The organism is Actinosynnema sp. NPDC002837, assembly GCF_040295345.1.
Lineage (GTDB): Bacteria > Actinomycetota > Actinomycetes > Mycobacteriales > Pseudonocardiaceae > Actinosynnema.
This window is the reverse complement of sequence record NZ_JBEOVG010000062.1, coordinates 29390-53883: the sequence shown is the minus strand read 5'-3', so window position 1 is coordinate 53883 and position 24494 is coordinate 29390. Positions and strand designations below refer to the sequence as shown.

The following is a 24494-nucleotide window of genomic DNA, read 5'->3' as shown; positions in this document are numbered from 1 at the left end:
GTCGTTCGCGTCCTCATTCCCGGCGATCACGCTTCTCGATCGTCGGGAATCAGGGCGCGAACGACCGACTTCCCGGCGACCTCGCCCGCCGTCTGCGGAGCAGCGGCAATCCAACACAGCGGCCTAGTACTCAGCCTCGTACAGCGCGGCCAGCCGCCCGTGCAGCTCCGCGGCGTCCGGCAGCGTCTTGCCGTCCAGCGTGTGCACGCGGGTGATCTTGCGGACGCTCGACACCAGGAACACGCCGTCCGCCGAGTACAGCTCCTCCACCTCGATCGGCCGCACCTCGACCGCCCAGCCCTCGCGCCCGGCGGCGCGGAACAGCGCGGCCTGCGTGGTGCCCGGCAGGATGCCCAGCTCGGCGGGCGGCGTGGTCAGGGTCCGACCGCGGGCCATGATCAGGGTGGACGTGGGGCCTTCCAGCACCGAGCCGGACGACGTGGTGAACACGACCTCGGCCGCGCCGCGCCGTTCCGCCTCGCGGATCGCCGCCATGTTCACCGCGTACGACAGCGACTTGGCGCCCAGCAGCAGCCACGGCGCGCGCTCCATCAGGCCCGGCTCGATGCCCCGGTCGAGGGTGACCGCGGCGATGCCCTCGGCCCGCTGCGCCATCACCTTCGGCGAGATGTCCATGCCGAGCGCGAAGCCGGTCGGCGTGCCGTCGCCGCCCTCGACCCCCCGCGTGTAGACGAGCTTGAGCGCGATCTCCGCGCCGCCCGCCCAGTTGTCCAGCACGAGGTCGACGGCGCGTTCGAACGCCGCCCGGTCGGGTTCGGGCAGGTCGAGCATGGCCGCCGAGCGGGCCAGCCGGTCCAGGTGCGGGGCGAGCTCCCGTGGCTTGCCGTCGACCACGAGGATGGTCTCGAAGACACCGTCGCCGCGCATCAGGCCGAAGTCGTCGACCCGGATCAGCGGGGCGTCGGGGTCGGCCAGCGTTCCGTCCAGTAGTGCGAGCACGCGCATACCGTGAGACTACTCACGGCCTACCATCGGATTCGTGGACACCGCCAGCGCCCCGAAAGCCCTGCGCAAGACGCTGCACGAACGCGGCATGCGGATGACACCCCAGCGCCAGCTCGTGCTCGACGCCGTGCGCGAGCTGGGGCACGCCACGCCCGAGCAGATCTGCCAGCGCGTCCAGGTCACCGCGCCGACGGTCAACATCACCACGGTCTACCGCACGCTCGACCTGCTCGACCGGCTCGGCCTGGTCCGGCACACCCACCTCGGGCACGGCGCGCCGAACTACTCGGTTTACGCGCACGAGCACGTGCACCTGGTGTGCCACCGGTGCGGCCGGGTGGACGAGGTGCCGTGCGAGTTGCTCTCCCCGCTCGGGGGAACACTGCGGGACGAGTACGGGTTCGAACTTGATGCGAGCCACCTCGCGCTGTCCGGCACGTGCCGCGAGTGCCTGAGCGCACCGAAGGAGTCCGAGTGAATTCACCGCTGTTGACCGCCCCCGGTGCCGTCGCCCCGTTCGAGGGAGCTCCCGACCAGGGCGTGCCGTGGCACTTCGGCGACCCGTTCGCCGAGCAGCGCTCGGCGACGCGGTCGGTCGCGGTGTTCGACCGGTCGAACCGGGCCGTGCTCGCGGTGCCGGGTGAGGACCGGCTGACCTGGCTGCACTCGCTGACCAGCCAGCACTTCACCGCGCTCGGCGAGGACGAGGGCACCGAGGCGCTGATCCTGGACGTGCAGGGCCGGGTCGAGCACCACGCCGTGGTGGCGAACGTCGGCGGTGTCGTCTACCTCGACACGGAGGCGTCGCGGGCGGCCGAGCTGCTGGCGTACCTGACCAAGATGGTCTTCTGGTCGAAGGTCGAGCCGCGGGACGCGACGGCCGAGCTGGCCGTGCTGACCGTCGTCGGCCCGGAGGTCGAGGGCCTGTTCGCCAAGCTGGACCTGCCGGTGCCCGCGGGCCCGCACGGCGTGGTCGCCCTGGAGGGCGGCTTCGCCCGCCGGATGACGTGGCCGGGCCAGGACGCGGTCGACCTGGTCGTCCCGCGCGGCGGGATCGCCGACTGGTGGGCCAGGCTCACCGACGCGGGCGCGCGCCCGGCGGGCAGCTGGGCGTTCGAGGCGCTGCGGGTGGAGTCGCTGCACCCCCGGCTCGGCGTGGACACCGACGAGAAGACCATCCCGCACGAGGTGAACTGGATCGGCGAGGCCGTGCACCTCGACAAGGGCTGCTACCGGGGCCAGGAGACCGTCTCGAAGGTGCACAACGTCGGCCGCCCGCCCCGCCGGATGCTGCTGCTTCACCTGGACGGGTCGCGCGAGGTGCAGCCGGAGACCGGCGACCCGGTGCTGGTCGAGGACCGCGTGGTCGGCCGCGTCGGCAGCGTCGCCCTGCACCACGAGCTGGGCACGATCGTGCTCGCGCTGGTCAAGCGGTCGGTCTCGCCGGAGACCGAGCTGCTGGTCGGCGCGGAGGACCGGCGCGTGCAGGCGAACGTCGACCCCGACTCGGTGCCGCCGGACACCCCCGGTCTCGGCCGCGAGGCGGCGCGCAACCTGGGCCGGTGATCGTCCGGACCGGAAAACCGGCGACTTCCCCTGCCTGCGGTTCCCGGCCCGCGGGGTACCGCTGAGGCGCTAGCCCGAACGGGTTCTGTGCCAGGATCACGACATGTCCCGACCCGGATCCCACGGCACGCTGATCACCGTCGCGCCCACCGGGGCCGAGCACGCGAAGGCCGACGTGCCCCAGCTGCCGGTCACGCTGGAGGAACTGGTCGCCGCCGCACGGGCGTGCGAGCAGGTCGGCGCCGCGATGGTGCACGTGCACATCCGGGGCGCGGACACGAGGCCGACGCTGGACCTCGGGCTGCTCAAGGCCACGGTCGCCGCCCTGCGCGAGCAGACGGACCTGGTCGTGCAGCTGTCCACGGGCGGCGCGGTGACCGACCCGGAGGCCGACCGGCTCAAGGTGCTCGACGCCCTGCCCGACTCGGCGTCCTGCACCATGGGCACGGTGAACTTCGGCGACGACGTGTTCCTGAACCGCTGGGAGTTCGTGGTCGCGTTGCACAAGGGAATGCAGGAGCGGGGCATCGTCCCCGAGTACGAGATCTTCGACATCGGCCAGCTGGCGTCGCTGCGACGGCTGCTGGACCAGCACGGGCTGCCCGCGGGCGGCAAGGTGCACGTCGACCTGGTGATGGGCGTGCCGGGCGGCATGCCGGGCGACGCGGAGACGCTGGTGGCGGCGTTGCGGCTGCTGCCGGAGGGCGCGTCGTTCTCGGCGACAGGCATCGGGCGGACCACCCTGCCGGTGATGCTGACGGCGTTGGCCGCCGGCGGTCACGTCCGGGTGGGCATGGAGGACACCGTGTCCTACGCCAAGGGCCAGCCGGTCCGGGACAACGCGCAACTGGTCGCTCGCGCGGCGGGACTGGCGAAGATCGCCCAGCGCCCGCCGCTGTCGCCCGCGGACGCACGTGCACTTCTGGGCGTGCGCAGTCCGGTACAGGTTTGAGACAACTTTGGAAGCAGGTTTGTGTTGGCGGGTGGACACGAACTACCTCAGGATGAGTACGTGATCGAGGTGCGCCCCGGCGGGCGCCGCCGTATCGACCGGGTGCTCGCCCCCGACTACACCGAGGGGGTCGAGCGGCTCCCGCTCGCCGAGGTGCGCGCGCTGCGCGACGAAGCGGCGCAGGAGGAGACCGACCTGTCGTACCTGCGGAGGCTGCTGCACGCGCGGATCGACATCGTGCGGGCCGAGCAGGAGCGGCGGACGTCCGGCGGTTCGGCGGTGGTCGACCAGCTGGCGACCATCCTCGCCTCGAACGCCGTCGGTCCCGCGACCGGCCACGGGCGGTACCAGACGCAGGAGCCCTCCCGGGCGGAGGCGCACCGGCGGCACGTCGAGGCCCTCGTCTCGGACGTCGACCTGTCGGACGTGAGCGCGCTCACGGACGACAAGCTGATCCTGGCGCTGCGGGTGTTCGTCGGCGAAGAGGCCTCGGTCTCGTCACGGCGGCGCGAGGTGCAGGCCGTGGTCGACCAGCTCAACGCCGAGATCGCCGGCCGCTACCAGAGCGGCAGCGCCTCGGTCGACGAGCTGCTGGCCGCGGAGCGGGGCTGGCCGGCCAACCCCGGCCGTTCCAAGGAATAGGAACGCTCTCCCGACATGTGGGCCGGCCGCCTAACGTGGCCGGTCGATGGCACAACAACGCTCGGCCTCGCCCCGGTACCGCTGGGTGGTGCTCGCGGTCGGCGCGGTCGCCCAGGGCGCCAACGCCGCGGTGTTCCTCGGCCTGCCGGCGATCACCCCGCAGCTGCGCGCGCACTTCGGGCTGTCGTTGCCGCAGGTCGGGATGCTGCTCGGGGCGGTCAACCTGGGCACGATGCTCACCCTCGTGCTGTGGGGCGCGGCGGCCGACCGGCGCGGTGAGCGGCTGGTCATGGCCATCGGCGGCTTCGGCGCGGCCGGGTGCCTGGCCCTGGCCGCGTTCGACGGGCCCGTGGTGGCCGGGGTGGCGCTGGTCGGCGTCGGGCTGTTCGGCGCGAGCGTCAACGCCGCCAGCGGCCGGGCGGTCCTGACCTGGTTCCCCGCGCAACGGCGTGGGTTCGCGATGGGCATCCGGCAGACCGCCACCCCGCTCGGCGCGGCCCTCGCCGCCGCCGTGCTGCCGGTGGTCGCGCTGCGGGCCGGCGTGCCGGCGGCGTTCCTGGCGCTGGCGGGCTTCACCGGCTTCGTCGCGATCGCGGTGGCGCTGTGGATCCGGGAGCCGCCGTGGGCCGTGCGGTCCGGGCAGGGGCAGCACGGTCTCGTGCTCAAGGACCCGGGCCTCATCCGGCTCAGCGCGGCGAGCGGCCTGCTCGTCGTGCCCCAGTTCACCGCCGCCGCCCTCATGGTCGAGCTCCTGCACGACCACCGGGGCGTGGCCGTGGGCCTGGCTGCCGGGTTGTTCGCCGCCGCCCAGGTCAGCGGCGGTGTCGGCCGGCTGCTCGTCGGCGTGTGGTCGGACCGGTCGGCCACCAGGGTCGGGCCGCTGAAGGTGCTCAGCGTGCTGATCGCGATCGGGTTCGCGCTGTGCGCGGCCCTCGACCGGGCCCCGGTGTGGCTGCTGGCCGCCGTGCTCGTGCCCACGGCGGCGCTCGCGCTGTGCTGGAACGGCGTCGCGATCACCGCGGCGGGCGAGCTGGCGCCGCCCGGCCGGACCGGGATCGCGCTCGGCATGCAGAACACCGCCAACTACCTGAGCGCCACCGTCACGCCGCCGCTGGCCGGGTTGGTGGCGGTGGGCGTCGGCTGGCCCGCCGCCCTGCTCGTGGCCGCGGCGGCGGCCGTGGGCGCCCGCGTGCTGCTAGCCGTGCCGCTCGCGGCGCGCGAGCTCGCCCCAGAACTCCCGTAGCCGCTCGTACCGGAGGGCGACCTCCTCGGCGTCGCCGGTCTCCAGGGCGTCCACGATCGCGTTCACGTCGGTCGCGGAGCTGTCCTCGAGCAGGTCCTCGTCGTCGATGAGCTGCACCAACCCGCCGTAGTCGAGCTCGACGGCCGAGTCGGGCGCGAAGTGGTCGAGCCAGCGCCCGGTGTCGGCGAGCACCTTGGCCGGACCCGCCTCGCCCAGCGAACCCGACACCACCCGGTGCGCGCGGGCCACCCGTGCGCGGGCGTCCGGCATGGACACCCGCCAGGAGACCTGCCGCTCCGGGTCGCCCTTCGGCGCGAGCACGACCCGCCGCGCCTCCGGTTCGACCAGCGCGAACCAGGGCAGTGGCACCGTCCAGGTGGTCGAGATGACGTGCACGGCGCCCGCGGTCAGCTCGGCCATCACCGCCGAGGCCCGCGACCGGATCTCCTCCGGCTCCACCGCCACGGCTTCCTCGCGCAACGGGCCGGTGGCCGTGGCCAGGAAGCCGACGAGCGCGGCGGCCGACCGGGCGCGCAGGTCCAAGGGGCAGACCAGGGGACCCGGGCCGACCTCGCCGGGCACCTCGGCGGGACTGATGGTCATCACGTCGAACGGCGCGTCGGGCGAGACGCTGCCGTCCGACCGCTCACCGGGCAGGAGGCGGCGCGGCCGGGCGAGTTGTGATCGCAACCACAGCTCCCGTTCGCGCGCGCCGACGTCCGCACGGCTCAAGACCCCGTCTTCCAGGGCTTTTCGCACCTGATCCGCCAACGGTGCGTCAAGAGCCGACAGCGGTTCGTACACCCTGAGGTAGGCGACGAACGGTTGAGGCACCCGCGCATCCTCCCACGGTGAGATTTGGCGGTACGTGTCACGCCTACCGCGTCGCGGGGAACCCCTTCGACACGGTACGGTAGTTACCAGGAACTAGTTGTCGAGACGAGTGGGGCCGCCGTTCCCCCGGCCGCCCCCGTCCCTGTGCGAGGGGGTCGAGCCATGGGGCGCGGCCGAGCGAAGGCCAAGCAGACCAAGGTGGCGCGGGAGCTCAAATACAGCTCTCACAACATCGACGTCGACGCCTTGCAACGCGAGCTGTCCGGCGGCGAGTCCGCAGGTGTTCGCCGAAGCGAAGAACGCTTCGACGACCCGTCGGACGACGAATACGACGACTACCGTCGCTGACACACACAACACCCGCTGCTGAGGTTGGGCTGCCGGTTATCCAGACCGGCAGCCCGACCTTTGCAGCGGGCCCAACTACGCCCTGGCGTACTGCCTCGGCGGGCTGACCTGCACCCCCAACTGCCGAGCCGCGTGCAACGGCCAGTACGGGTCGCGCAGGAGCTCCCGGCCGAGCAGCACCAGGTCGGCCGAGCCATCGGCGAGGACCTGCTCGGCCTGCCGGGCGTCGGTGATCATGCCGACCGCCCCGGTGGGCACGTCGGCCTTCCGCCGCACGGCCTCGGCGAACGGCACCTGGTAGCCGGGGCCGATCGGGATGTCCGCCGTGGGCGTGTTGCCACCGGTGGACACGTCGATCACGTCGGCGCCCAGGGCCGCGAGGTCGCGTGCCAGCACGACGCTGTCCTCCGCGGTCCAGCCGCCCTCGACCCAGTCGGTGGCGGAGATGCGCACGAACACCGGCACGTCCTCGCCGACGGCTTCCCGGACGGCGGCCGTGACCTCGCGCACCAGCCGGGTCCGGTTCTCCGGGGAACCGCCGTAGGCGTCGGTGCGGTGGTTGCTGAGCGGCGACAGGAACTCGTGCAGGAGGTAGCCGTGCGCGGCGTGCACCTCGACCACCCGGAAGCCGGCCGCCAGCGCGCGTTTCGCCGCCGCGGCGAAGTCGGCGACCACCCCGGCGATGCCCTCGTCGTCCAGCTCGACCGGCGTCCGGTAGGTCTCGTGGAACGGCACGGCGCTCGGTGCGACGGGCGTCCAGCCGCCGTCGTCGTCCGCGACCCCACCCCGCTGCTCCGCGAACGGCGCGTAGGTCGAGGCCTTGCGGCCGGCGTGGGCGAGCTGCACGCCGGCGACGGCGCCCTGCGCGTGGATGAAGTCCACGACCTTCCGCCACGACTCGACGTGCGCGTCGTCCCAGAGCCCGGTGTCCTCGGGCGAGATGCGCCCGATGGCCTGCACCGCGGTCGCCTCGGTGAACACCAGGCCCGCGCCGCCGACCGCGCGCGACCCGAGGTGCACGAGGTGCCACTCGTCCGGGTGACCGTCGCGCGCCGAGTACTGGCACATGGGACTGACCGCGATGCGGTTGGGCAGCGTGACCGTGCGGAGGGTCAGCGGGCTGAACAGCTGGCTCACGTGCGACTCCTGGAGGCGTTCCGGTACGACGACGGCCTCGCGGCGCGTCACCACGTCCAAGTCCACCGGATCGGCCCCTTGTTCCCCGGTGTGGCCCCCGTCCCACCTCACGGGAGCTGCGCAATTCCATTCGATTCGGTATTGCGCGTGCATTCGCACGTGATCTTCAATGGGAGGTCGGCCGGCAAAACGCCGAACAAGAGGACACCAGTTACGCCCATTCGGGTGTACTGTCCGCAGCACGTTCGGGGAGACCATCACTTGCCGCCCGACGCAGGTCGGCCCATTGGAAGTTCCCGCCGGTCACGACAGTAACAGGATCCACATGCTGCCCATGCCGACCACGATGACGCAGGATCCAGGGTGGCCCAGCAACAGCCTCCTGGGTCGCCTCCGAGACAACACCCGACAAGAGCTGCTGAACATCGGCACGGTCGTGCGGTACACGGCCGACCGCGAGGTCATCGAGCAGGACGCGAAGGACACTCACGTCCTGTTGCTGCTCGACGGCGTGGTCAAGGTGCAGACCACGGACGAGACGGGTGACACGGCGCTGCTCGCGATCAGGGTCGCGGGCGACCTGGTCGGAGAGATGGCGGCGCTGGACCAGAAGCCGCGCTCGGCCACCGTCGTGACCTGTGGCGACGTGGTCGCGAAGCTGATCACCAGCGGTGAGCTGATGGCGTTCCTGCACCGGCGCAACGACGTCTTCGTCGAATTGATCGGGATGATCAACGACCGGCTGCGCTGGGCGAACCAGCGCCGGCGGGACTTCCTGTCCCACCCGGCCGCCGAACGGGTGGCCCGGGTGCTGGCCGAATTGGTGCAGACCTACGGGCGCGAAGAGTCGCACGGGTGGACGTTGGGAATTCCGCTGACGAAGGTGGAACTCGCCTCCATCGCCGGGATGAAGCCCAGGACGGCCGAGAAGGCGTTCTCCGATCTGCGAAAAGCGGGGGTGGTGGTGAGTCACCTGAGGCGTGACGTGCTGGTGCCGGATCTGGCGGGGCTGAGGAAATTCGCGGGCTTCTGACGCGAGACCGCATTTCTGCGGTATTCCCGCCGATGCAGTAGTCCACAGTGACTCTGCGCAGTCGTGTGTCCGCAGTGCGTCAGCACCCGTCGAAAGGCCTGGCCGATGAGCTTCCAGCGCAGTCTGCTGGTGTGTTGTGACCTGAGGAGCTACGGGTCGGCCGACGACCTGCTCCAGCGCGAGCTCCAGGAGCTGCTGGTGCGCAGCCTGGACCGGGCGGGCGCGGCCGCCGGCCTGGACCGCTCGACGTGGCGGCGGCAGGCCAAGGGCGACGAGGAGTGGGCCGTGCTGCCCGCCACGACGCCGGAGGGCGACGTCGTCGACCGGTACGTGCGCGCGCTGGACGCCGAGCTGGCCTCGACCAACCGCTACCGGGTACCGGAGGCCAAGCTGCGGATGCGGATGGCCATCCACTTCGGCACCACGGTCGAGGGCGCCAACGGCTACCCCGGGCAGGACGCCGTGCTGGTCAGCAGGCTGCTCAACAGCGAGCCGGCGCACGCGGCGCTGGAGCAGTCGCCGCACTCGGACCTCGTCGTGGTGCTGTCGGACTCCCTGTTCACGTCGCTGGTCGCCGCCCGGCACACCACGCTGCGGCCCGAGGACTTCCGGCGGGTGGACGTGCGGGTGAAGACGTTCCACGGGCACGGGTGGATGTGGCTGCCGAGCGGTGACGTGCACGCGCTGGTCCTGGGCGGCGGGCCGGTCGACGAGCCGGGCGCCGCGGCCGACCCGGTCACGCCCGAGCCGATCGCGGCCGACCCGGTCTCGCCCGTCGTGGGCTCGCCGTCGGTGAACCAGAGCGCGGTGGCCTCCGGCGGGTCGACGGTGATCCAGGCGGGCCGCGACGCGCACGTGACGCACCAGAAGGCCGACGTGATCCAGCACTTCGACCGCAACGACCAGCGGGGCTCGCACTTCGGCCCGACCTACCGCAGGGACAACGACGAGAGGGCGTGAGGTGCGCGAGCAACCGCTGAGACTCCTCGCCGGCGCGGCCGCGGGCGCGCTGGCGACGGTGGCGGACACCGAGCAGTGGCCCGACCTGCGGACCCGGGTGGCCGCGGCCCTCGCCCCCGACCTGGTCGACCTGGTCAGCGCCCGGTTGGACGAGGCGCGCAGCCGGCTCGTCGCCGTGCCGAGGGCGCGGCTGGAGCTGGCGCGGGCCGAGTTCACCACCGAGTGGCGCGGCTCGATCCACACCATGCTGTGGGAACGCCCGGAGGCCGCCGGGCCGTTGCGCGCGGTGCTGCACGACGTGGGGCCGGCCCTGCCGCGGGTGGCCGAGGACTTCGCGGCGGGCGCCACCGCGGGGCGGTGAAATCGACCGGCCGGGTCAGAGGTAGCGAATTTGTTTCGCTTTACCGGCGGCCACTTCGTCGTGCGCCGCGGTGATCCCCGGGCGGTGCGCCACTTCCGGCACGCCGACTTCCCACCACGCGCCCGCTTCGGTCCACGAGGACGGGTCGGTGCGAATCACCACCACGGCCGGGCGGTGTTCGGTCTTCGCGACTTCCCGGGCTTTTCGGTAGGCGTCGCGGAGGCCGTCGAGGTCGTCCACCGGGAAAGTCGCACAACCCATCGAGGCGGCGTGCGCGGCGAAATCGGTGCGTGGGGGGTTCGCGTGCCGGGTCGTCACGTCGTCGTAGAGGTTGTTGAAGCCCGTGCCGCCCTGGCCGGTCTGGAGGCGGTGGATCACCGCGTAGCCGTCGTTGTCGCACACCACGGCCACGAAACCGTGCCCGGCGAACGCCGCCGAGAACAGCTCCGAGTTCAGCATGAGGTAGGAGCCGTCGCCCACGAGCGCGGTCACCACGCCGTCCGGCCGGGCGATCGCCGCGCCCCACGCGCCGGCCAGCTCGTAGCCCATGCAGGAGAAGCCGTACTCGACGTCCATGGTCGCCTCGCCGACCGCGCGCCAGCCGCCGATCAGCTCGCCGGGCAGGCCGCCGGACGCCGTCAGCACGTAGTCCTCCGGGGTGGACTCCTCGTTCACCACTCCCACGACCTGCGCGTACGTCGGCGTGCCGCCGGGGGCGCGCAGGCCGTCGACGTGCGCGTCCCACTTGCCCCGCTCCTCGGTCGCGCGGGCGGCCCAGGTCGGGTCGGCCCGCCAGTCGCCGAGGTCGTCGGTGAGCTCGCGCAGGCCCTCGTCCGCGTCGGCGACCAGGGACAGCGCGCCGTGCTTCACGGCGTCGAACCGGGCGGTGTTGAGGGAGACGATCCGGACGTCCGGGGCGAAGACCGTCCACGACGCGGTGGTGAAGTCCTGCAGGCGGGTCCCCACGGCGAGGACCACGTCGGCTTCGGCCGCCAGGGCGTTGGCCGAGGCGGAGCCGGTGATGCCGAGCGGCCCGGCGTGCAGGGGGTGCTCGTGGGGGACTTCGGTGCGGCCGGCGGTCGTCTCGGCGATGGGGATGGCGTGTTGTTCGGCGAAGCGGATCGCGCGGCCGGCGGCGCGGGAGTAGCGGACGCCGCCGCCCAGGACGAGCAGCGGTTTGCGGGCGGCGCGGAGGGTGGCGGCGGCCTCGGCGAGGGCCTGGGTGTCGGGGCGCGGGCGTTGCGGGCGGTGCAGGACCGGGGCGAAGAGGGCGTCCGGGAAGTCGAACGACTCGGCCTGCACGTCCTGCGGGAGGGCGAGCACGACCGGGCCGCAGTCGGCGGGGTCGGTGAGCACGCGTGCGACCTGCGGGAGGGTGTTGAGCAGCTGCTCCGGCCGGGTGATGCGGTCGAAGTAGCGGCTGACCGCGCGGAAGGCGTCGTTGACCGTGGTGGTCGGGTCGCCGAAGTGCTCGACCTGCTGGAGCACGGGGTCGGGCGCGCGGCTGGTGAACGTGTCGCCGGGCAGCAGGAGCAGGGGCAGCCGGTTGGCGTGGGCGACGCCGGCGGCGGTGACCATGTTCAGCGCGCCCGGGCCGATGGAGGACGTGGCGACGCCGACCTGGCGGCGGTGGGTGGCCTTGGCGAGGCCGACCGCGGCCAGCGCCATGCCCTGCTCGTTGTGGCCGCGCCAGACGGGGAGTTGTTCCTTGGCGTCCTCCAGGGCGTTGCCGAGGGCGAGGACGTTGCCGTGGCCGAAGATCGCGAACACGCCGGGGAACAGCGGCGCCCGGCGGCCGTCGGGCAGCTCGGTGTGCTGGGCGGTGAGCCAGCGGACGAGTGCCTGTGCGGTGGTGAGCCTGGTGGTGAGCTTCATTCGACCCGTCCTTCGGCGGTCGTCACCGGGCAGCGGGGGTCGAGGTCCTGGCTCGCCCAGGTGTCCCGGACCCAGGTGTGCGCGGGGTCGTCGCAGAACGCCATGGAGCGCTCGGGGTTCGGGCCCGCCAGCACGTTCAGGTAGTACATGGGGTAGCCGGGCGCGGCGACGCAGGGGCCGTGGTAGCCGCGGGGGATGAGGAAGACGTCGCCGTCGCGGACGAGCACGTCCTCGTCGATGTCGCCGTCGTCGGTGTAGGTGCGGTGGAAGCCGAACCCTTCACGCGATGGGGTGACCTTGTCGCGGCCGGCGATGCGGAAGTAGTAGATCTCCTCGTTGACGACGTCGCAGGTGTGGTCGTGCTTGTGCGGCGGGTAGGACGACCAGTTGCCGTCGGGGGTGATCAGCTCGCAGGCGATGAGCTTGTCGGCGTGGTCCCAGACGCCGGGGACGCCGAAGTTGGTGACCTGGCGGGTGGCGTTGCCCGCGCCCCTGACCTCGACGGGGACGTCCTCGGCCGGGCCGTACTTCGGCGCCAGCCTGCGGTCGCAGCGGGCCGTCGGCAGCGCGACCTCGACACCGTCCTTTGTGGACAGGCGGACGGTGGCGTCCCTCGGCACGTAGGCGAAGTCCGAGACGCGGGTGAACACGGAGTCCCGCCCGCGCAGCTCGAACCGCTCGTCGTCGACCTCGACCACGCACCCGCCGGAGAGCGGTAGCACGAACGCTTCGTGATCACCGGTCTCGAACGTGGTCATCCCACCGGGGTGCAACAACACCACGCGCAACCCGGCGTGATCCCACCCGGCGGCCTCGGGGGTGAGCTCGACCGCGTTCTCCCCGTCCGCCAGCGTGCCCAACGGTCGGTGCAGGCTCATCCCGCCCCACCTCTCCCGGCTTGACCGACGGTCTCGCCGATGGTCTCGCCGTCACCTGATCGAGTGACTTCCCGCGCCGTGCGCAACACCCGCGCCGCCGCGTCGACCGCCCCGGCCACGTCACCGTCCGGCGGGTAGAGCAGGGCGCGCCCGATGACCAGCCCGCGCACGGTCGGGTGACGCAGCGACCGGCCCCACGAGGCCAGGTCGTCACTCAACCGGGTGGACGGCACGCCACCGAGCACGAGCGCGGGCAACGTCGTCGCGTCCAGCACCTCGTCGGGCGACGGCGGCAGCTTCAACCAGGTGAACGCCGACGTCGCCCCCAACCCGGCCGCGACGCTCCCGGCCCGCGCCAACGCCGCGGCGTCCCGCTGCAATACCAACTCCCCCGCCGCGTCGCGCGCGTACGGCAGCGGCTCGACCAACGCCATCAGGCTGCGCTCCGCCAACGCCGACACCGCCGCCGCGCAGCTCTCCAGCGTGGGCACGGTGCCGGGGTCGGAGTCGACCAGGCGCAGCAGCATCTTCCCGCCGTCCAACCCGTTGCCCGCGATCGACGTGGGGTCGTAGGCCGTGAACCGGTCGTCGATCTCCCAATCCGCACCGGCCAGCCCGCCGCGGTTCATGGAGCCGATGACCACCTTGTCGTGCAGGCCGTCGAGCAGCAGCAGTTCTTCGATCACGTCCGGCGTGCCGAGCACCCCGTCCACGGCCGGGTTCGCCAGCGCCGTGAGCAGGCGGTCCAGCAGGGAACGGCGGTCGGCCATGGCCAGCGGGTCGCCGCCGACACCCAGCGCACCGCGAGCCGGGTGGTCGGCCGCCACCAGGAACAGGGTGCCCTGGTCAGACAGCAACTGGCTCCGCCGGCGGCGGGTCTGGTAGGCGCGGCGGATCGCGGCCGGGTCGGTCGCCCTGGCCTCCAACAGCGCCGCCCACCGCTCGTCGCTGATCACCTGACGCCTCCCGCCAAGGCCGGAGCGGGCACCGACCGCGCAAAATCCGCCGGGATCGTCGACCCGATCGGAGCCGGCAACCCCGCCGCGGCTCGCAACCAAGTCGGGTCCGATCGCCAAGTCGGGTCCGGCAGCCACACCGGGGTGCGCAGCCACGCCGGAGTCGGCCGAAGCGCTGCGGTCGCCAGGGTCGCCGGGTCGGCCAAGCCTGCCGGGTCGGCTGGGTCCGCCGTGCCGGCCGCATCAGCCAGGTCGGGCCGGTTGGCCGCGTTGGCTGGGTCGGCCGTGCCGGTCGGGTCGTTGGTCGGGCCGCCTGGGTGGGCCGCGTCAGCCAGGTCGGGCGGGGTGGTCAGGTCGGCTGGGTCGGGTGGGTTGGCTCGGGTGGTCGGGGTGGTCGGGGTGGTCGGATCGAGGGCTGGGGTGGAGGGGTGGGTTGTGGGTTGGGCGGATGGGGGGTGGTTGTCGGGCGCTCGGTCCTCGTTTAACCGAGGATTGGTAACGGTGTTTCCGTACATTTTCGGGCCATGTTCATCCGATCGTGTCGCCGGGTGGGCGGGGGTCGATTGATCTTGGCACGGGGGTGCGGTGGGCGCCTGTCGAAGGGTTTTCACAGGTGGGCCTCGATCTCTGCCTCGGTCGGCATGGCGTCGGCGCAGGCCAGGCGGGAGGCGACCAGGGCGCCGGCGACGTTGGCGTAGCGGCCGATCCGGTCCGGTGGCCAGTTCGACAGCAGGCCGTGGGCGAGGGCGCCGCCGAACGCGTCACCCGCGCCCAAGCCGCAGACGACGTCCACCGGGTGAGGGGGGACAGTCCACGAGTCGGACTCGGTGGCGAGGAGGACGCCTGAACCGCCCAGCTTCACGACGGCCAGTCGGACGCCCCGCGCCAGCAGGCGGGCGGCGGCTTCCTCCGGGTCCGACGTCCCCACCGCCACCTCGACCTCGGCCCGGTTGCCGACGGCGACCGTCACGTGGTCGAGCATCCAGCCGATCTCACGGCGCGCGATCGGCACGTCGGGCCAGAACATCGGGCGGTGGTCGAGGTCGAGGACGGTGTGGGTGCGGCCGGACCGGTGGTGCAGGATCCGTCGTTGCGTCTCACGGGCGGGTGAGGCGGAGACACCCGTTCCGGTGACCCACAACAGCGGGACGTCGGCCACCAGGTCCCACGGCACGTCCTCCGGCGTGAGGGCGAGATCGGGGGCGAGAGGCGCCCGGTAGAAGAGCAGTGGTGGGTCCTCGGGTGGGTCCAGGGCGCAGAACACGACCGGTGTTTGGAGGTCCGGCGCCGTGCCCACGTAGGACGACGACACGCCGAACGACTCCAACGCCGTGCGCACGTAAGGCCCGAAGCCGTCCGGTCCCACCTTCGTCAGCACCGCCGACGCCCGGCCCAGGCGCGCCGCCGCCACCGCCACGTTCGTGGCCGTGCCGCCGAGCGACTTGGCGAACGTCCGCACCTCCGCCAGCGGCACGCCGCTCTGCTCCGGGTAGAGGTCCACCCCGACGCGGCCGACGGTCAGCACCTCGATCGTCATTCGCCGACCCCGCGCAGCTCGTGGGCCAGCGCCTCCAGCTCCGCCCCGCCGGCCATCTGCCTGGTCAGCTCCTCCAGCCCGATCTCCGACTTCTCGTACGCCCCCAGCGCGCGCCCCCGCTTGAGCAGCAGGAACCGGTCGCCGACGGGGTAGGCGTGGTGCGGGTTGTGGGTGATCAGCACGACCCCGAGCCCGCGGTCCCGCGCCCGTGCCACGTACTTCAGCACCACGCCGGCCTGCTTCACCCCGAGCGCGGCCGTCGGCTCGTCCAGGATCAGCACCTTCGCCCCGAAGTGCACCGCCCGCGCGATCGCCACGCACTGCCGCTCGCCGCCGGACAGCGTGCCCACGGGCTGCTCCACGTCCCGCAGGTCGATCCCCATCTCGGCCAACGCCGCCCGCGTCACCCGCCGCCCCTGCTTGCGGTCCAGGAACCGGAACGGCCCGAAGCCGACGGTCGGCTCGGACCCGAGGAAGAAGTTGCGCCACACGCTCATCAGCGGCACGACCGCGAGGTCCTGGTACACCGTGGCAATGCCCTGGTCGAGGGCTTCGCGCGGCGACGAGAACCGGACCGGCGTGCCGCCGACCAGCAGTTCGCCGGAGTCGTGCCGGTGCACGCCCGCCAGCACCTTGATCAGCGTCGACTTGCCCGCGCCGTTGTCGCCCAGCACGCACGTCACCTCGCCGGCGTTCACCACCGTCGAGACGTCCCGCAGCGCGATCACGCTGCCGTAGGTCTTGCCCAGGTCGCGGGCCTCCAGCAGTGGAGCAGTCATCGCCGCACCCTCTCCGCCCTCCGCCGCAGGGCGTTGTTGACGAGCACGGCGGCCAGCAGCATCACGCCGAGGAACAACTGGAACCAGTCCGAGTTCCAGTTCGCGTAGACGATGCCCTGCCGGGCCATGCCGAAGATCAGCGCGCCGATCGCCGCGCCGACGGCCGAGCCGAACCCACCGGTGAGCAGGCACCCGCCGATCACCGCGGCGATGATGTACTGGAACTCCAGCCCGATGCCCTGGTTGGCCTGCACGCTGGTGAACCGCAGGATGTTGATCGACCCGACGAGCCACGCCGCGCCCGCCGTGGTCATGAACAGCAGCACTTTGGTGCGCACGACGGGCACGCCGACCGCGCGTGAGGACAGCGGCGACCCGCCGACCGCGAAGATCCAGTTCCCGAACCGGGTGCGCAGCAGCACGGTGGCCGCGACCACCGTGACCAGGACCCACCACAGGATCGACACGTAGAACGCCGTGCCGCCGAGGGTGAACGTGGAGGCGAACAGGTACCCGGCCGACGAGTAGCCCTCGGCCGAACGCATGCCGGACACCTGCACGGACCCCGTGACCAGGCGGGTGACGCCGAGGTTCAGGCCTTGCAACGCCAGGAACGTCCCGAGCGTCACGATGAAGCTCGGCAGCCCGGTGCGCACCACCAGCCAGCCGTTCAGCGCGCCGACCGCCAGCGCGAACACCAGCGACGCGAGCAGCGCGAGCCACACGTTCCAGCCGAGCCTGGTCGCCAGGACGGCCGTGACCAGCGCGGTCGACGCGGTCAGCACGCCGGCGGACAGGTCGAACTCGCCGCCGATCATGAGCAGCGCGACCGCGACGGCCATGATGCCGAGCGTGGACGCGTCGTCCAGCCAGGTCGCCACGCCGCCCGTGCTGAGGAACCGCTCGGTCACCACCGAGAAGAACGCGAAGACCAGCACGGCGCCGAGCAGCGCGCCGATCTCGGGCCGCAGCACGAGCCGGTCGAGCGGCCGCGCCGAGCCGACCCGGTCGTCCGGCGGCGCCGACGGCGCGTCCGGCAGTTCCGACCGCGATGTCACCGGCGTCCTCCTCAGCGGGTGCCGCGCTCGGCGTACTCGGCCACCTTGTCCACGTTGGACCGGTCGACGAAGCCGGGTCCGGTGAGGACGGGCTTGCCGCCGCCGACGGTGTTGGCGTTGTCGCGGTAGAGCTTGAGCATCACGATCGGCAGGTAGCCCTGCTCGTACTGCTGCTGGTCGACGGCGAACAGCACGTCGCCCGCCTTGATCGCGGCGGTGACGTCGGCGTTGAGGTCGAACGTGGCCACCGCCGCCTTCGAGGAGGCGCCCTTGACCGCGCTCACCGACGAGACGGCGACCTGCGGGTTCAGCGCGAGCACGGCGTCGACCGACGGGTCGGTCTGCAGCGCGCCCTTGATCCGGGACTCGACGTCGGTGGGGTTGTTGATGTCGACCTGGAGGTTGGTGACGGTGCCGCCGAACCCGGCGCGCGCGCCGTCGCAGCGCTGGTTGAGGCCGACGTTGCCCGCCTCGTGGATGACGCACAGCAGCTTCGCCTTGCCGGCTTCCTTCAGCTTCTGCCCGGCCTGCTCGCCGGCGACGCTCTCCTCCTGGCCGACGTGCGCGAGCGCGCCGAACGACGTGCTCTTGTCCGAGCCGGAGTTGATGGTGATGACCGGGATGCCCGCCTTGACCGCGTTCTGGATCGAGGTCTGCAACGCGTCCGGGTTGGCCATCGAGACCACGATGCCGCCGACCTTCTGCGACACCGCGTTGTCGATCAGGGTGGACTGTCGGCCGGGGTCGCCGTCGGAGTGGTAGTCGACGGTGACGCCGAGCTGCTCGCCCGCGGCGGTGGCGCCGTTCTTCACCACGTTCCAGAACGCGTCGCCTGCCGTGCCGTGGGTGACGACGGCGACGCGCAGGTCACCGGTCGGCGCTGGGGCGGCCGCGGTGTCGGTGGTCGCGGCGGTGTTGTCCGCGCCGGGGCCGCTGCACGCGGCGAGCAGCGCGAGCCCGGTCAGGGCGAGGCCCGCACGCAGGCCCTTTCGAGTGGACGTCATCGTCTCTCCTCGCTGGTGGAAATCAGGCGGTGATCCGGGTGAGGTGCGCGAGGCTGCGCGCGGTGTCCCGCACCGGGGTGTCGAGCGGGCTGTCGTCGCCGAGCGCGGTGTCCTGCTCCAGGACGTACCAGCCGGTGTAGCCGGCGTCCCGGAGGAGCGCCACCAGGGCGGCCACGTCCACGTCGCCGTCGCCCAGCGGCACGTACATCCGCTGCTGGACGGCGGCCATGTAGCCGAGGTTCCCCTCGCGGACGGTGGCCGCGATGTCGGCCCGCACGTCCTTGAGGTGCACGTGCCCGATCCGCCGGGGGTGGCGGCGGGCGAGGTCGACCGGGTCCGTGCCGCCGATGAGGAGGTGGCCGGTGTCCAGGCAGAGGTCCAGGTCGGAGTCGGCGAGGAAGCGCTCGACCTCGGCGGCGCGTTCGACGTGGGTGCCGACGTGCGGGTGCAGGACGGTGCGCAGGCCGTGGTCGGCGGCGCGGTCGCGGATGAGCGCGGCGGTGTCGACCAGGGTGCGCCACTCGTCGTCGGTGAGCGCGGGGCGTTCGTCGTAGCCGTCGAGGCCGGTGGCGGCGGCCAGCACGAGGACTTCCGCGCCGCCGGCGGCGAGCAGCGCGGCGACCCGGCCTGCTTCGTCCACTGTGGACTGCTCGCCGGTGTGCAGCGGCACGGCCAGGAAACCGCCGACCAGCGTGAGCCCGTGCTCGTCCAGCAGGGACTTCAACGACGCGGGGTCGGCGGGCAGGTAGTCGGGCGGACCGAGTTCGGTGGCCCGCAGTCCCAGGGACGCCATCCCACCCAGCACGGACGCGGGTTCGAGGACCTTGCCCCAGCCGGGCACCTCGCAGACGCCCCACGAGATGGGCGCACCGGCGATCTTCACGCGACCACCCCGGTGTTCGAGTGCCCCGCCTCGGGCGTGGCGACGGAGGCGCCCGGAAGTCGGCCGTCCGGCACCGGTCCCACGCCGATCGGTGAAGCGCCGGCCGACGAGGGATCGGCGCCGGATGACCAGCGCGCCCCCGCGTCCACGCGGACCGGGGCGCCCGACCGCCGCGACCGCTCGCACGCCTCGGCGAGCAGGAGGCTGACCAGGCTCTCCCGCACCGGCGACGGGTTCGCCGCCGCGCCCGCCACGACCCGCGTGAACGCGGCCACCTCGGCCAGGTAGGCGCGGTGGAAGCGCTCGGCGAAGCCGGGGTAGGCGTCGCCCGCCGCCTTCGGGCCGTCGGGCTCCAGCGACGTCAGCGGCGTGCGCGGGTCGAGGCCGACGGCCAGCGAGTCGCGGCTGCCCAGCACCTCGATGCGGTGGTCGTAGCCGAGCGGGTCGTGCCGCCCGCCGGCCAGCACGGCGTGCGCGCCGCCCGCGAACTTCAGCAGCACCACGGCGTTGTCCACGTCGTCGGCTTCCGCGAACGCCGGGTCCACCAGGACGGACCCCGACGCGTACACCTCCACCACCGGCTCGCCGACCAGCCACGGCACCGCGTCCAGGTCGTGGATCAGCAGGTCGCGGAAGATGCCGCCGGACTGCGGCAGGTAGGAGAAGTCGGGCGGCCGGGCGTCGTTGCCGAGCGCGCGGACCAGGTAGACGTCGCCGACGTCGCCCTCGCGGACGCGCCGGTGCAGTTCGGACACCGCCGGGTCGAACCGGCGCTGGAAGCCGACCAGCACCTCCACCCCGGAGGCCTCCACGTCGTCCACCAACGCGCGCATCTCGTCCAGGTGGCTCGCGATCGGCTTCTCGCACAGCGTCGGCACGCCCGCCGCGATGGTCGCGCGCAGCAGCGAGGGGTGCGTGGTGGTGGGCGTGGCCAGCAGGACGCCGTCACTGTCGGTGAGCAGGGCGTCGAGGTCGTCCACGCTCCGGCTGCCGGGCAGGAGGGCCGACGCCTGCGCCGCGCGGCCGGGCGCCGGGTCGAACAGGAGCACTTCGTCGACCTCGTCGAGGGTGGCCAGGTTGGTGGCGTGCATGGTGCCGATCCGACCCGCTCCGGCAACTCCGATGCGCATCCCGCTGGTCTCCGTCCTGGTAGAGGCGATCTCCGGTTAGAGCGCTCTATTTGTTGGAGCGCTCTAAGGCTGTAGCGTCCGTCACACGGGTGTCAAGGGCGCGTTGCCCGCTCGTGACGTCCGCCGCCGCGTCCGGGAGGGAGACACCGTTGGCCAGACCCACGATGGACGACGTCGCGGCCCGCGCCGGGGTGTCCCGCGCCCTGGTGTCGCTGGTGATGCGGGGGTCACCGAAAGTGAGCGACCGGCGGCGGGCGGCGGTGCTCAAGGCGGCCGAGGAGCTGGGGTACTCGCCGCACGCGATGGCGCGCTCGCTGGCCAGCCGCACGTCGCACGTGCTCGGCGTGATGGTGTCCGACCTGCACAACGCGTTCTTCGCGGAGGTCGTGGACGGGTTGGACGCGGTGGCGGCCGAGCACGGCTTCGACCTGATCCTCAACACCGGCGGGCGCAGCCCGGCGCGGGAGCGGCGGGCGTTGCGGAGCCTGCTGTCGTTCCGGCCGGCGGGGCTGGCCCTGCTGTCGCCCGTGGTGCCGACGGCGGACATCGGCCGGGCGGCGGAGCAGACGCCGGTGGTGCTGGTGGCGCGGTCGTCCCGACTGGCCACTGTGGACACCGTGAACGACGACGGCGAGCGCGGCATCGCGCTGGCCGTGGACCACCTGGTGTCGTTGGGGCACAAGCGGATCGCGCACCTCGACGGCGGCGAGGGCTCGCAGGCCGCCCCCCGCAGGCGTGGCTACCTTGCCGCGATGGCGGCGCACGGGCTGGCGCCCCGGGTGGTGGGCAGCGAGTACACCGACGTGGGCGGCGCGCGTGCCGTGCGGGGGTTGACGGACGACCTGCCCACCGCGATCGTCTCGTGCAACGACTTCAACGCGGTCGGCGCGATCTCGGCGTTGGAGGAGGCCGGGTTCCGCGTGCCGCGCGACGTCTCGGTGGTCGGGTACGACAACACCTCGCTGGCCGCCCTGCGGCACGTCTCGCTGACCACGGTCGACCAGCCGCGCAACGAGTTCGGCCGGCTCGCCGCCGAGGCGCTGCTGCAACGGGTGCGGGGCGAACGGGTCGAGCCCGTGCGCCACCTGCTGCACCCGTCGCTGGTCGTCCGCTCGACGACCGCACCGCCGGTCAGGCCAGCTTGAGGCCCACCACGCCGACGACGATCAACGCCAGGCACGCCAGCCGCAGCGGCGACGCGCTCTCGCCGGCGGCGACGCCCACCAGGACCACGCCGACGGCGCCGAGCCCGACCCACACCGCGTAGGCGGTGCCGACGGGCAGGTCGCGCATGGCGATCGCGAGCATCACGAAGCTCGTCACCGCCGCCGCGATCCCGACCGCGGTGGGCCACGGACGGGTGAAACCGTCCGACCGGCCCACCGCCGTGGCCCACACGACCTCCAGCAACGCCGCGCCGAGCAGCAGCAACCAGGCCACCGCTACGCCACCGCGCCCGCGTCCACGACGAACGCCGCACCGGTGATGTTGCGCCCGCCGTCGCCGACGAGGTGCGCGACGGTCGCGGCCACGTCCTCCGGGTCGCAGTACCGGCCCAGCGCGGTGTAGCGGCGCTCCTCGTCGGCGTCCGGGCCGTCGGCCGGGTTCATCTCCGTGTCGGTCGAGCCGGGGTGGACGAGGTTGACCGTGATGCCGCGCGGGCCGAGGTCGCGGGCCAGGCCCTTGGTCAGCCCGACCAGCGCCGACTTGCTCATCGCGTACAGCGCCCAGCCCGGGTACGGCACCCGTTCGGCCAGGGTGCTGCCGATGGCGACGATCCGACCGCCCGCCGTCATGTGCGGCACGGCGGCCTGGGCCAGCACGAACGCCGCCCGCGCGTGGATCGCCAGGATCCGGTCGACGGCGTCCACCGTGACGTCCTCGAACGGGCCGTGCTCGGCGATGCCCGCGTTGTTCACCAGGACGTCCAGCCCGCCGAACGCGGTCGCCGCACGGGCGACGGCGTCACGCAGGGCGTCGACGTCGGTCGCCTCGGCCCGCACCGCGAGCGCCCGCACGCCCAGGGCCGTCATCTCCTCGACCACCTCGCGGGCGCGGTCGCCGGAGCGCGCGTAGGTGATCGCCACGTTCGCGCCCTCGCGCGCCAGCCGCTTGGCGATCGCCGCCCCGATACCGCGACTGCCCCCGGTGACGAGCGCGGACCTGCCTTCGAGTTGCCGCATGACCTGAACCCCCACTAACCGGAACTGATTCCGCTTCAGCTTAAGCGGAATCAGTTCCGGTTGTCGAGGTCGTTAAGCTGCCGACGTGACGCGGGAGCGGGCCGACGCCGCCAAGAACCGGGCGAAGATCCTGGCCGCCGCCGCCGACATCGTGGCCGAACGGGGCATCGAGGGCCTGGCCATGGCCGAGGTCGCCGCCGCGTCCGGCGTGGGCGTCGGCACGCTCTACCGCCGCTTCGGCGACCGTTCCGGACTGGCCCACGCGCTGATCGACGCCTCGGAGCGGGAGTTCCAGGCCGCGTTCCTCACCGGCCCGCCGCCGGTCGGCCCCGGCGCACCGCCCGCCGAGCGCGTCCGGGCCTTCCTGCACGCGCTGGTCGACCGCACGCTCGCCCAGCTGGACCTGCTGCTGATGGCCGAGACCACCGGCCCGTTCGCCCGCTTCGGCGGCGCCTACGACGCCCACCACCGCCACCTGGCCGTGCTGATCGCCCGAGCCCGCCCGGACGTGGACGCCGCGTTCACCGCCGACGCCCTCCTCGCCCCCCTGGCCGCGAACCTGGTCGCCCACCGGGGTGTCGAGGCCGCCAGGATCAAGCGCGGCCTCGACACCCTGCTGGACGGCCTGCTCACCGGCTAGGCGTCCACCTTCGGCCGTTCCGGCTCCGGGGAGGCCTCGGTCGGCGGGGTCGGCTTGCGCAGCAGGCGGCGGATCAGGGGCCAGAGCAGCAGGACCACCACGATCCCGTAGACGACCAGGGCGAACGGGGTGTTGACCAGGCCCGTCAGGGAACCGTCCGACAGCTGCAGCGCACGGCGCATCTGCTGCTCGGCGGCCGGGCCGAGGATCACGCCGATGATCGCCGGCAGCACGGGCAGGCCGTAGCGCCGCATCACGAAACCCAGCACGCCGATCACGAACATCACCAGCAGGTCGAACACGTCGGCGTTCACCGCGTACGCGCCGACGCCCGCGAAGAACAGGATCCCCGCGTACAGGTACGGCCGGGGGATGTTCAGCAGCTTCGCCCACACCGGCGCCAGCGGCAGGTTCAGCACCAGCAGCAGGCACAGGCCGATGAACAGCGACGCGATCAGGCCCCAGACCAGCGCGGACTCCCGCTCGAACAGCAGCGGCCCCGGCTGGATGCCGTACTGCTGGAACGCCGCCAGCATCACCGCCGCCACCGCCGTGGTCGGCAGGCCCAGCGTCAGCATCGACACCAACGTGCCCGCGGCCGACGCGCTGGCCGTCGCCTCCGGACCGGCGACGCCCTCGATCGCGCCCTTGCCGAACTCGTCGCGGTGCTTGGACAGCCGCTTCTCCGCCACGTACGACAGGAACGTCGGGATCTCCGCGCCGCCGGCCGGGATCGCGCCGAACGGGAACCCGATCACCGGACCGCGCAGCCACGGCTTCCACGACCGCCGCCAGTCCTCCCGGCCCAGGAACGCGCGGCCGACCGGCACCGGCCGGGCGGGCTTGCGCCGCAGGTGGGCCGCCACCCACAACGACTCGCCGACCGCGAACAGGGCCACCGCGACCACCACCACGTCGATGCCGTCGGCCAGGTGCAGCGAGCCGAACGTCAGCCGCTGCTGGCCCGTCATCTCGTCCAGCCCCACCAGGCCGATGGTGAGCCCGATGAGCAGGGACGCGAACCCGCGCACGCGGGACGCGCCGAGCACGGACGTGACCGCGATGAACGCCAGCACCATGATCGCGAAGAAGTCCGGCGCGCCGATGTCGACGGCGAACTTCGCCACCGTCGGCGCGAGCAGGACCAGCAGGACCGTGCCGATGAGACCGCCGACGAAGTGCCCGATCGCGGCCGCCGCAAGCGCTTGCGAACCGCGTCCCCTGCGCGCCATCGGGTTGCCGTCGATCGCCGCGACCACCGCGGCGCTCTCACCCGGCGTGTTCAGCAGGATGGACGTGGTCGAACCGCCGAACATGCCGCCGTAGTAGATGCCGGCGAACATGATGAACGCGCCGGTCGGCTCCAGGCCGTAGGTGACGGGCAGCAGCAACGCCACCGCCATCGCCGGACCGATGCCCGGCAGCACGCCGATCGCCGTGCCCAGCAGCACGCCCAGCGCCGCCAGCGCCAGGTGCGTCGGCGTCAGCGCGGTCGCGAAGCCCTCGAGGAGGTTGGTGAACGAGTCCAC

General features: G+C 72.8%; 26 protein-coding genes. 11 read left to right on the top strand and 15 right to left on the bottom strand.

What is annotated here, in order from left to right:
* Positions 1-123 precede the first annotated feature (123 nt).
* The gene (locus tag ABTZ99_RS31575; protein WP_499616449.1) at positions 124-966 is read right to left on the bottom strand and encodes an aminodeoxychorismate lyase; all 843 of its coding nucleotides are present in this window, start codon (positions 964-966) and stop codon (positions 124-126) included.
* Positions 967-1000: 34 nt separating this feature from the next.
* Between ABTZ99_RS31575 and ABTZ99_RS31570 the strand changes: the two genes are divergently transcribed.
* The 5 genes from ABTZ99_RS31570 to ABTZ99_RS31550 all read left to right on the top strand — a co-directional run bounded on the left by ABTZ99_RS31570 (position 1001) and on the right by ABTZ99_RS31550 (position 5369).
* Positions 1001-1444 carry a Fur family transcriptional regulator gene (locus ABTZ99_RS31570; protein WP_499616446.1) on the top strand — a complete coding sequence of 148 codons (444 nt, stop codon included), beginning with the start codon at positions 1001-1003 and terminating at the stop codon, positions 1442-1444.
* Positions 1441-2532: a CAF17-like 4Fe-4S cluster assembly/insertion protein YgfZ gene (gene ygfZ / locus ABTZ99_RS31565; RefSeq protein ID WP_499616443.1), complete on the top strand. Its 1092-nt coding sequence runs from the start codon at positions 1441-1443 to the stop codon at positions 2530-2532. Before ABTZ99_RS31570 ends, ygfZ begins: the two co-directional genes overlap by 4 nt.
* 103 nt (positions 2533-2635) lie before the next feature.
* Complete coding sequence (locus ABTZ99_RS31560; protein ID WP_498771942.1) at positions 2636-3484, top strand: beta-keto acid cleavage family enzyme; 849 nt, start codon at positions 2636-2638, stop codon at positions 3482-3484.
* A gap of 60 nt (positions 3485-3544) precedes the next feature.
* Complete coding sequence (locus ABTZ99_RS31555) at positions 3545-4126, top strand: RsiG family protein (protein ID WP_498771940.1); 582 nt, start codon at positions 3545-3547, stop codon at positions 4124-4126.
* Between the two features lie 46 nt (positions 4127-4172).
* A complete protein-coding gene (locus tag ABTZ99_RS31550; protein ID WP_498771938.1) occupies positions 4173-5369 on the top strand; it encodes an MFS transporter in 1197 nt (398 codons plus the stop codon).
* On the opposite strand, the gene ABTZ99_RS31545 is transcribed toward ABTZ99_RS31550, so the two are convergent.
* The gene (locus ABTZ99_RS31545) at positions 5322-6203 is read right to left on the bottom strand and encodes a DUF8083 family protein (protein WP_498771936.1); all 882 of its coding nucleotides are present in this window, start codon (positions 6201-6203) and stop codon (positions 5322-5324) included. The two genes, ABTZ99_RS31550 and ABTZ99_RS31545, sit on opposite strands and share 48 nt — an antisense overlap.
* Positions 6204-6365: 162 nt before the next feature.
* Between ABTZ99_RS31545 and ABTZ99_RS31540 the strand changes: the two genes are divergently transcribed.
* Positions 6366-6551 carry a DUF3073 domain-containing protein gene (locus ABTZ99_RS31540; protein WP_123745067.1) on the top strand — a complete coding sequence of 62 codons (186 nt, stop codon included), beginning with the start codon at positions 6366-6368 and terminating at the stop codon, positions 6549-6551.
* 75 nt (positions 6552-6626) lie between these two features.
* On the opposite strand, the gene ABTZ99_RS31535 is transcribed toward ABTZ99_RS31540, so the two are convergent.
* The gene (locus tag ABTZ99_RS31535) at positions 6627-7754 is read right to left on the bottom strand and encodes an NADH:flavin oxidoreductase/NADH oxidase (RefSeq protein WP_499616438.1); all 1128 of its coding nucleotides are present in this window, start codon (positions 7752-7754) and stop codon (positions 6627-6629) included.
* Positions 7755-8034: 280 nt separating this feature from the next.
* On the opposite strand from ABTZ99_RS31535, the gene ABTZ99_RS31530 reads away from it, so the two are divergent.
* From ABTZ99_RS31530 to ABTZ99_RS31520, 3 genes are all read left to right on the top strand, one after another.
* Positions 8035-8721, top strand: a complete 687-nt coding sequence (locus ABTZ99_RS31530; protein WP_498771932.1) for a Crp/Fnr family transcriptional regulator — start codon at positions 8035-8037, stop codon at positions 8719-8721.
* Positions 8722-8826: 105 nt separating this feature from the next.
* A complete protein-coding gene (locus ABTZ99_RS31525; RefSeq protein ID WP_498771930.1) occupies positions 8827-9681 on the top strand; it encodes a hypothetical protein in 855 nt (284 codons plus the stop codon).
* 1 nt (position 9682) lies between these two features.
* Positions 9683-10042 carry a hypothetical protein gene (locus ABTZ99_RS31520; RefSeq protein WP_498771928.1) on the top strand — a complete coding sequence of 120 codons (360 nt, stop codon included), beginning with the start codon at positions 9683-9685 and terminating at the stop codon, positions 10040-10042.
* Between the two features lie 15 nt (positions 10043-10057).
* Here the strand turns inward: ABTZ99_RS31520 and iolD are convergent, their stop codons facing one another.
* The 9 genes from iolD to ABTZ99_RS31475 form a co-directional block, all read right to left on the bottom strand.
* On the bottom strand, positions 10058-11917 hold the full coding sequence (gene iolD, locus ABTZ99_RS31515) for a 3D-(3,5/4)-trihydroxycyclohexane-1,2-dione acylhydrolase (decyclizing) (RefSeq protein ID WP_498771926.1): 1860 nt from the start codon (positions 11915-11917) through the stop codon (positions 10058-10060).
* The gene (gene iolB, locus ABTZ99_RS31510; RefSeq protein ID WP_498771924.1) at positions 11914-12795 is read right to left on the bottom strand and encodes a 5-deoxy-glucuronate isomerase; all 882 of its coding nucleotides are present in this window, start codon (positions 12793-12795) and stop codon (positions 11914-11916) included. The genes iolD and iolB overlap by 4 nt, the downstream gene beginning before the upstream one ends.
* Positions 12792-13751 (bottom strand): Cgl0159 family (beta/alpha)8-fold protein, encoded by a 960-nt coding sequence (locus tag ABTZ99_RS31505; RefSeq protein ID WP_498771922.1) that lies wholly within the window; start codon positions 13749-13751, stop codon positions 12792-12794. Before ABTZ99_RS31505 ends, iolB begins: the two co-directional genes overlap by 4 nt.
* Before the next feature lie 607 nt (positions 13752-14358).
* Positions 14359-15288 (bottom strand): 5-dehydro-2-deoxygluconokinase, encoded by a 930-nt coding sequence (gene iolC / locus ABTZ99_RS31500; RefSeq protein ID WP_499616432.1) that lies wholly within the window; start codon positions 15286-15288, stop codon positions 14359-14361.
* A complete protein-coding gene (locus tag ABTZ99_RS31495) occupies positions 15285-16067 on the bottom strand; it encodes an ATP-binding cassette domain-containing protein (RefSeq protein WP_498771918.1) in 783 nt (260 codons plus the stop codon). The genes iolC and ABTZ99_RS31495 overlap by 4 nt, the downstream gene beginning before the upstream one ends.
* Positions 16064-17107, bottom strand: coding sequence for an ABC transporter permease (locus tag ABTZ99_RS31490; protein ID WP_498771986.1), 1044 nt, complete (start codon positions 17105-17107; stop codon positions 16064-16066). The genes ABTZ99_RS31495 and ABTZ99_RS31490 overlap by 4 nt, the downstream gene beginning before the upstream one ends.
* A 29-nt stretch (positions 17108-17136) precedes the next feature.
* A complete protein-coding gene (locus ABTZ99_RS31485; protein WP_498771916.1) occupies positions 17137-18129 on the bottom strand; it encodes a sugar ABC transporter substrate-binding protein in 993 nt (330 codons plus the stop codon).
* A 22-nt stretch (positions 18130-18151) separates the two neighbouring features.
* The gene (locus tag ABTZ99_RS31480; protein WP_499616430.1) at positions 18152-19012 is read right to left on the bottom strand and encodes a TIM barrel protein; all 861 of its coding nucleotides are present in this window, start codon (positions 19010-19012) and stop codon (positions 18152-18154) included.
* The gene (locus tag ABTZ99_RS31475) at positions 19009-20172 is read right to left on the bottom strand and encodes a Gfo/Idh/MocA family protein (protein ID WP_499616452.1); all 1164 of its coding nucleotides are present in this window, start codon (positions 20170-20172) and stop codon (positions 19009-19011) included. Before ABTZ99_RS31475 ends, ABTZ99_RS31480 begins: the two co-directional genes overlap by 4 nt.
* A 119-nt stretch (positions 20173-20291) precedes the next feature.
* On the opposite strand from ABTZ99_RS31475, the gene ABTZ99_RS31470 reads away from it, so the two are divergent.
* Complete coding sequence (locus tag ABTZ99_RS31470; RefSeq protein ID WP_498771912.1) at positions 20292-21287, top strand: LacI family DNA-binding transcriptional regulator; 996 nt, start codon at positions 20292-20294, stop codon at positions 21285-21287.
* Here ABTZ99_RS31470 and ABTZ99_RS31465 read toward each other — a convergent pair.
* Together ABTZ99_RS31465 and ABTZ99_RS31460 are read right to left on the bottom strand one after the other, a co-directional pair.
* On the bottom strand, positions 21274-21582 hold the full coding sequence (locus tag ABTZ99_RS31465) for a DMT family transporter (protein WP_498771910.1): 309 nt from the start codon (positions 21580-21582) through the stop codon (positions 21274-21276). The genes ABTZ99_RS31470 and ABTZ99_RS31465 overlap by 14 nt on opposite strands.
* Before the next feature lie 2 nt (positions 21583-21584).
* Positions 21585-22325, bottom strand: a complete 741-nt coding sequence (locus ABTZ99_RS31460; RefSeq protein ID WP_498771908.1) for an SDR family NAD(P)-dependent oxidoreductase — start codon at positions 22323-22325, stop codon at positions 21585-21587.
* An 85-nt stretch (positions 22326-22410) separates the two neighbouring features.
* Here ABTZ99_RS31460 and ABTZ99_RS31455 point away from each other — a divergent pair, with 85 nt between their 5' ends.
* Positions 22411-22965 (top strand): TetR/AcrR family transcriptional regulator, encoded by a 555-nt coding sequence (locus tag ABTZ99_RS31455; protein WP_499616427.1) that lies wholly within the window; start codon positions 22411-22413, stop codon positions 22963-22965.
* On the opposite strand, the gene ABTZ99_RS31450 is transcribed toward ABTZ99_RS31455, so the two are convergent.
* Positions 22962-24494 (bottom strand): tripartite tricarboxylate transporter permease, encoded by a 1533-nt coding sequence (locus tag ABTZ99_RS31450; protein ID WP_498771904.1) that lies wholly within the window; start codon positions 24492-24494, stop codon positions 22962-22964. The genes ABTZ99_RS31455 and ABTZ99_RS31450 overlap by 4 nt on opposite strands.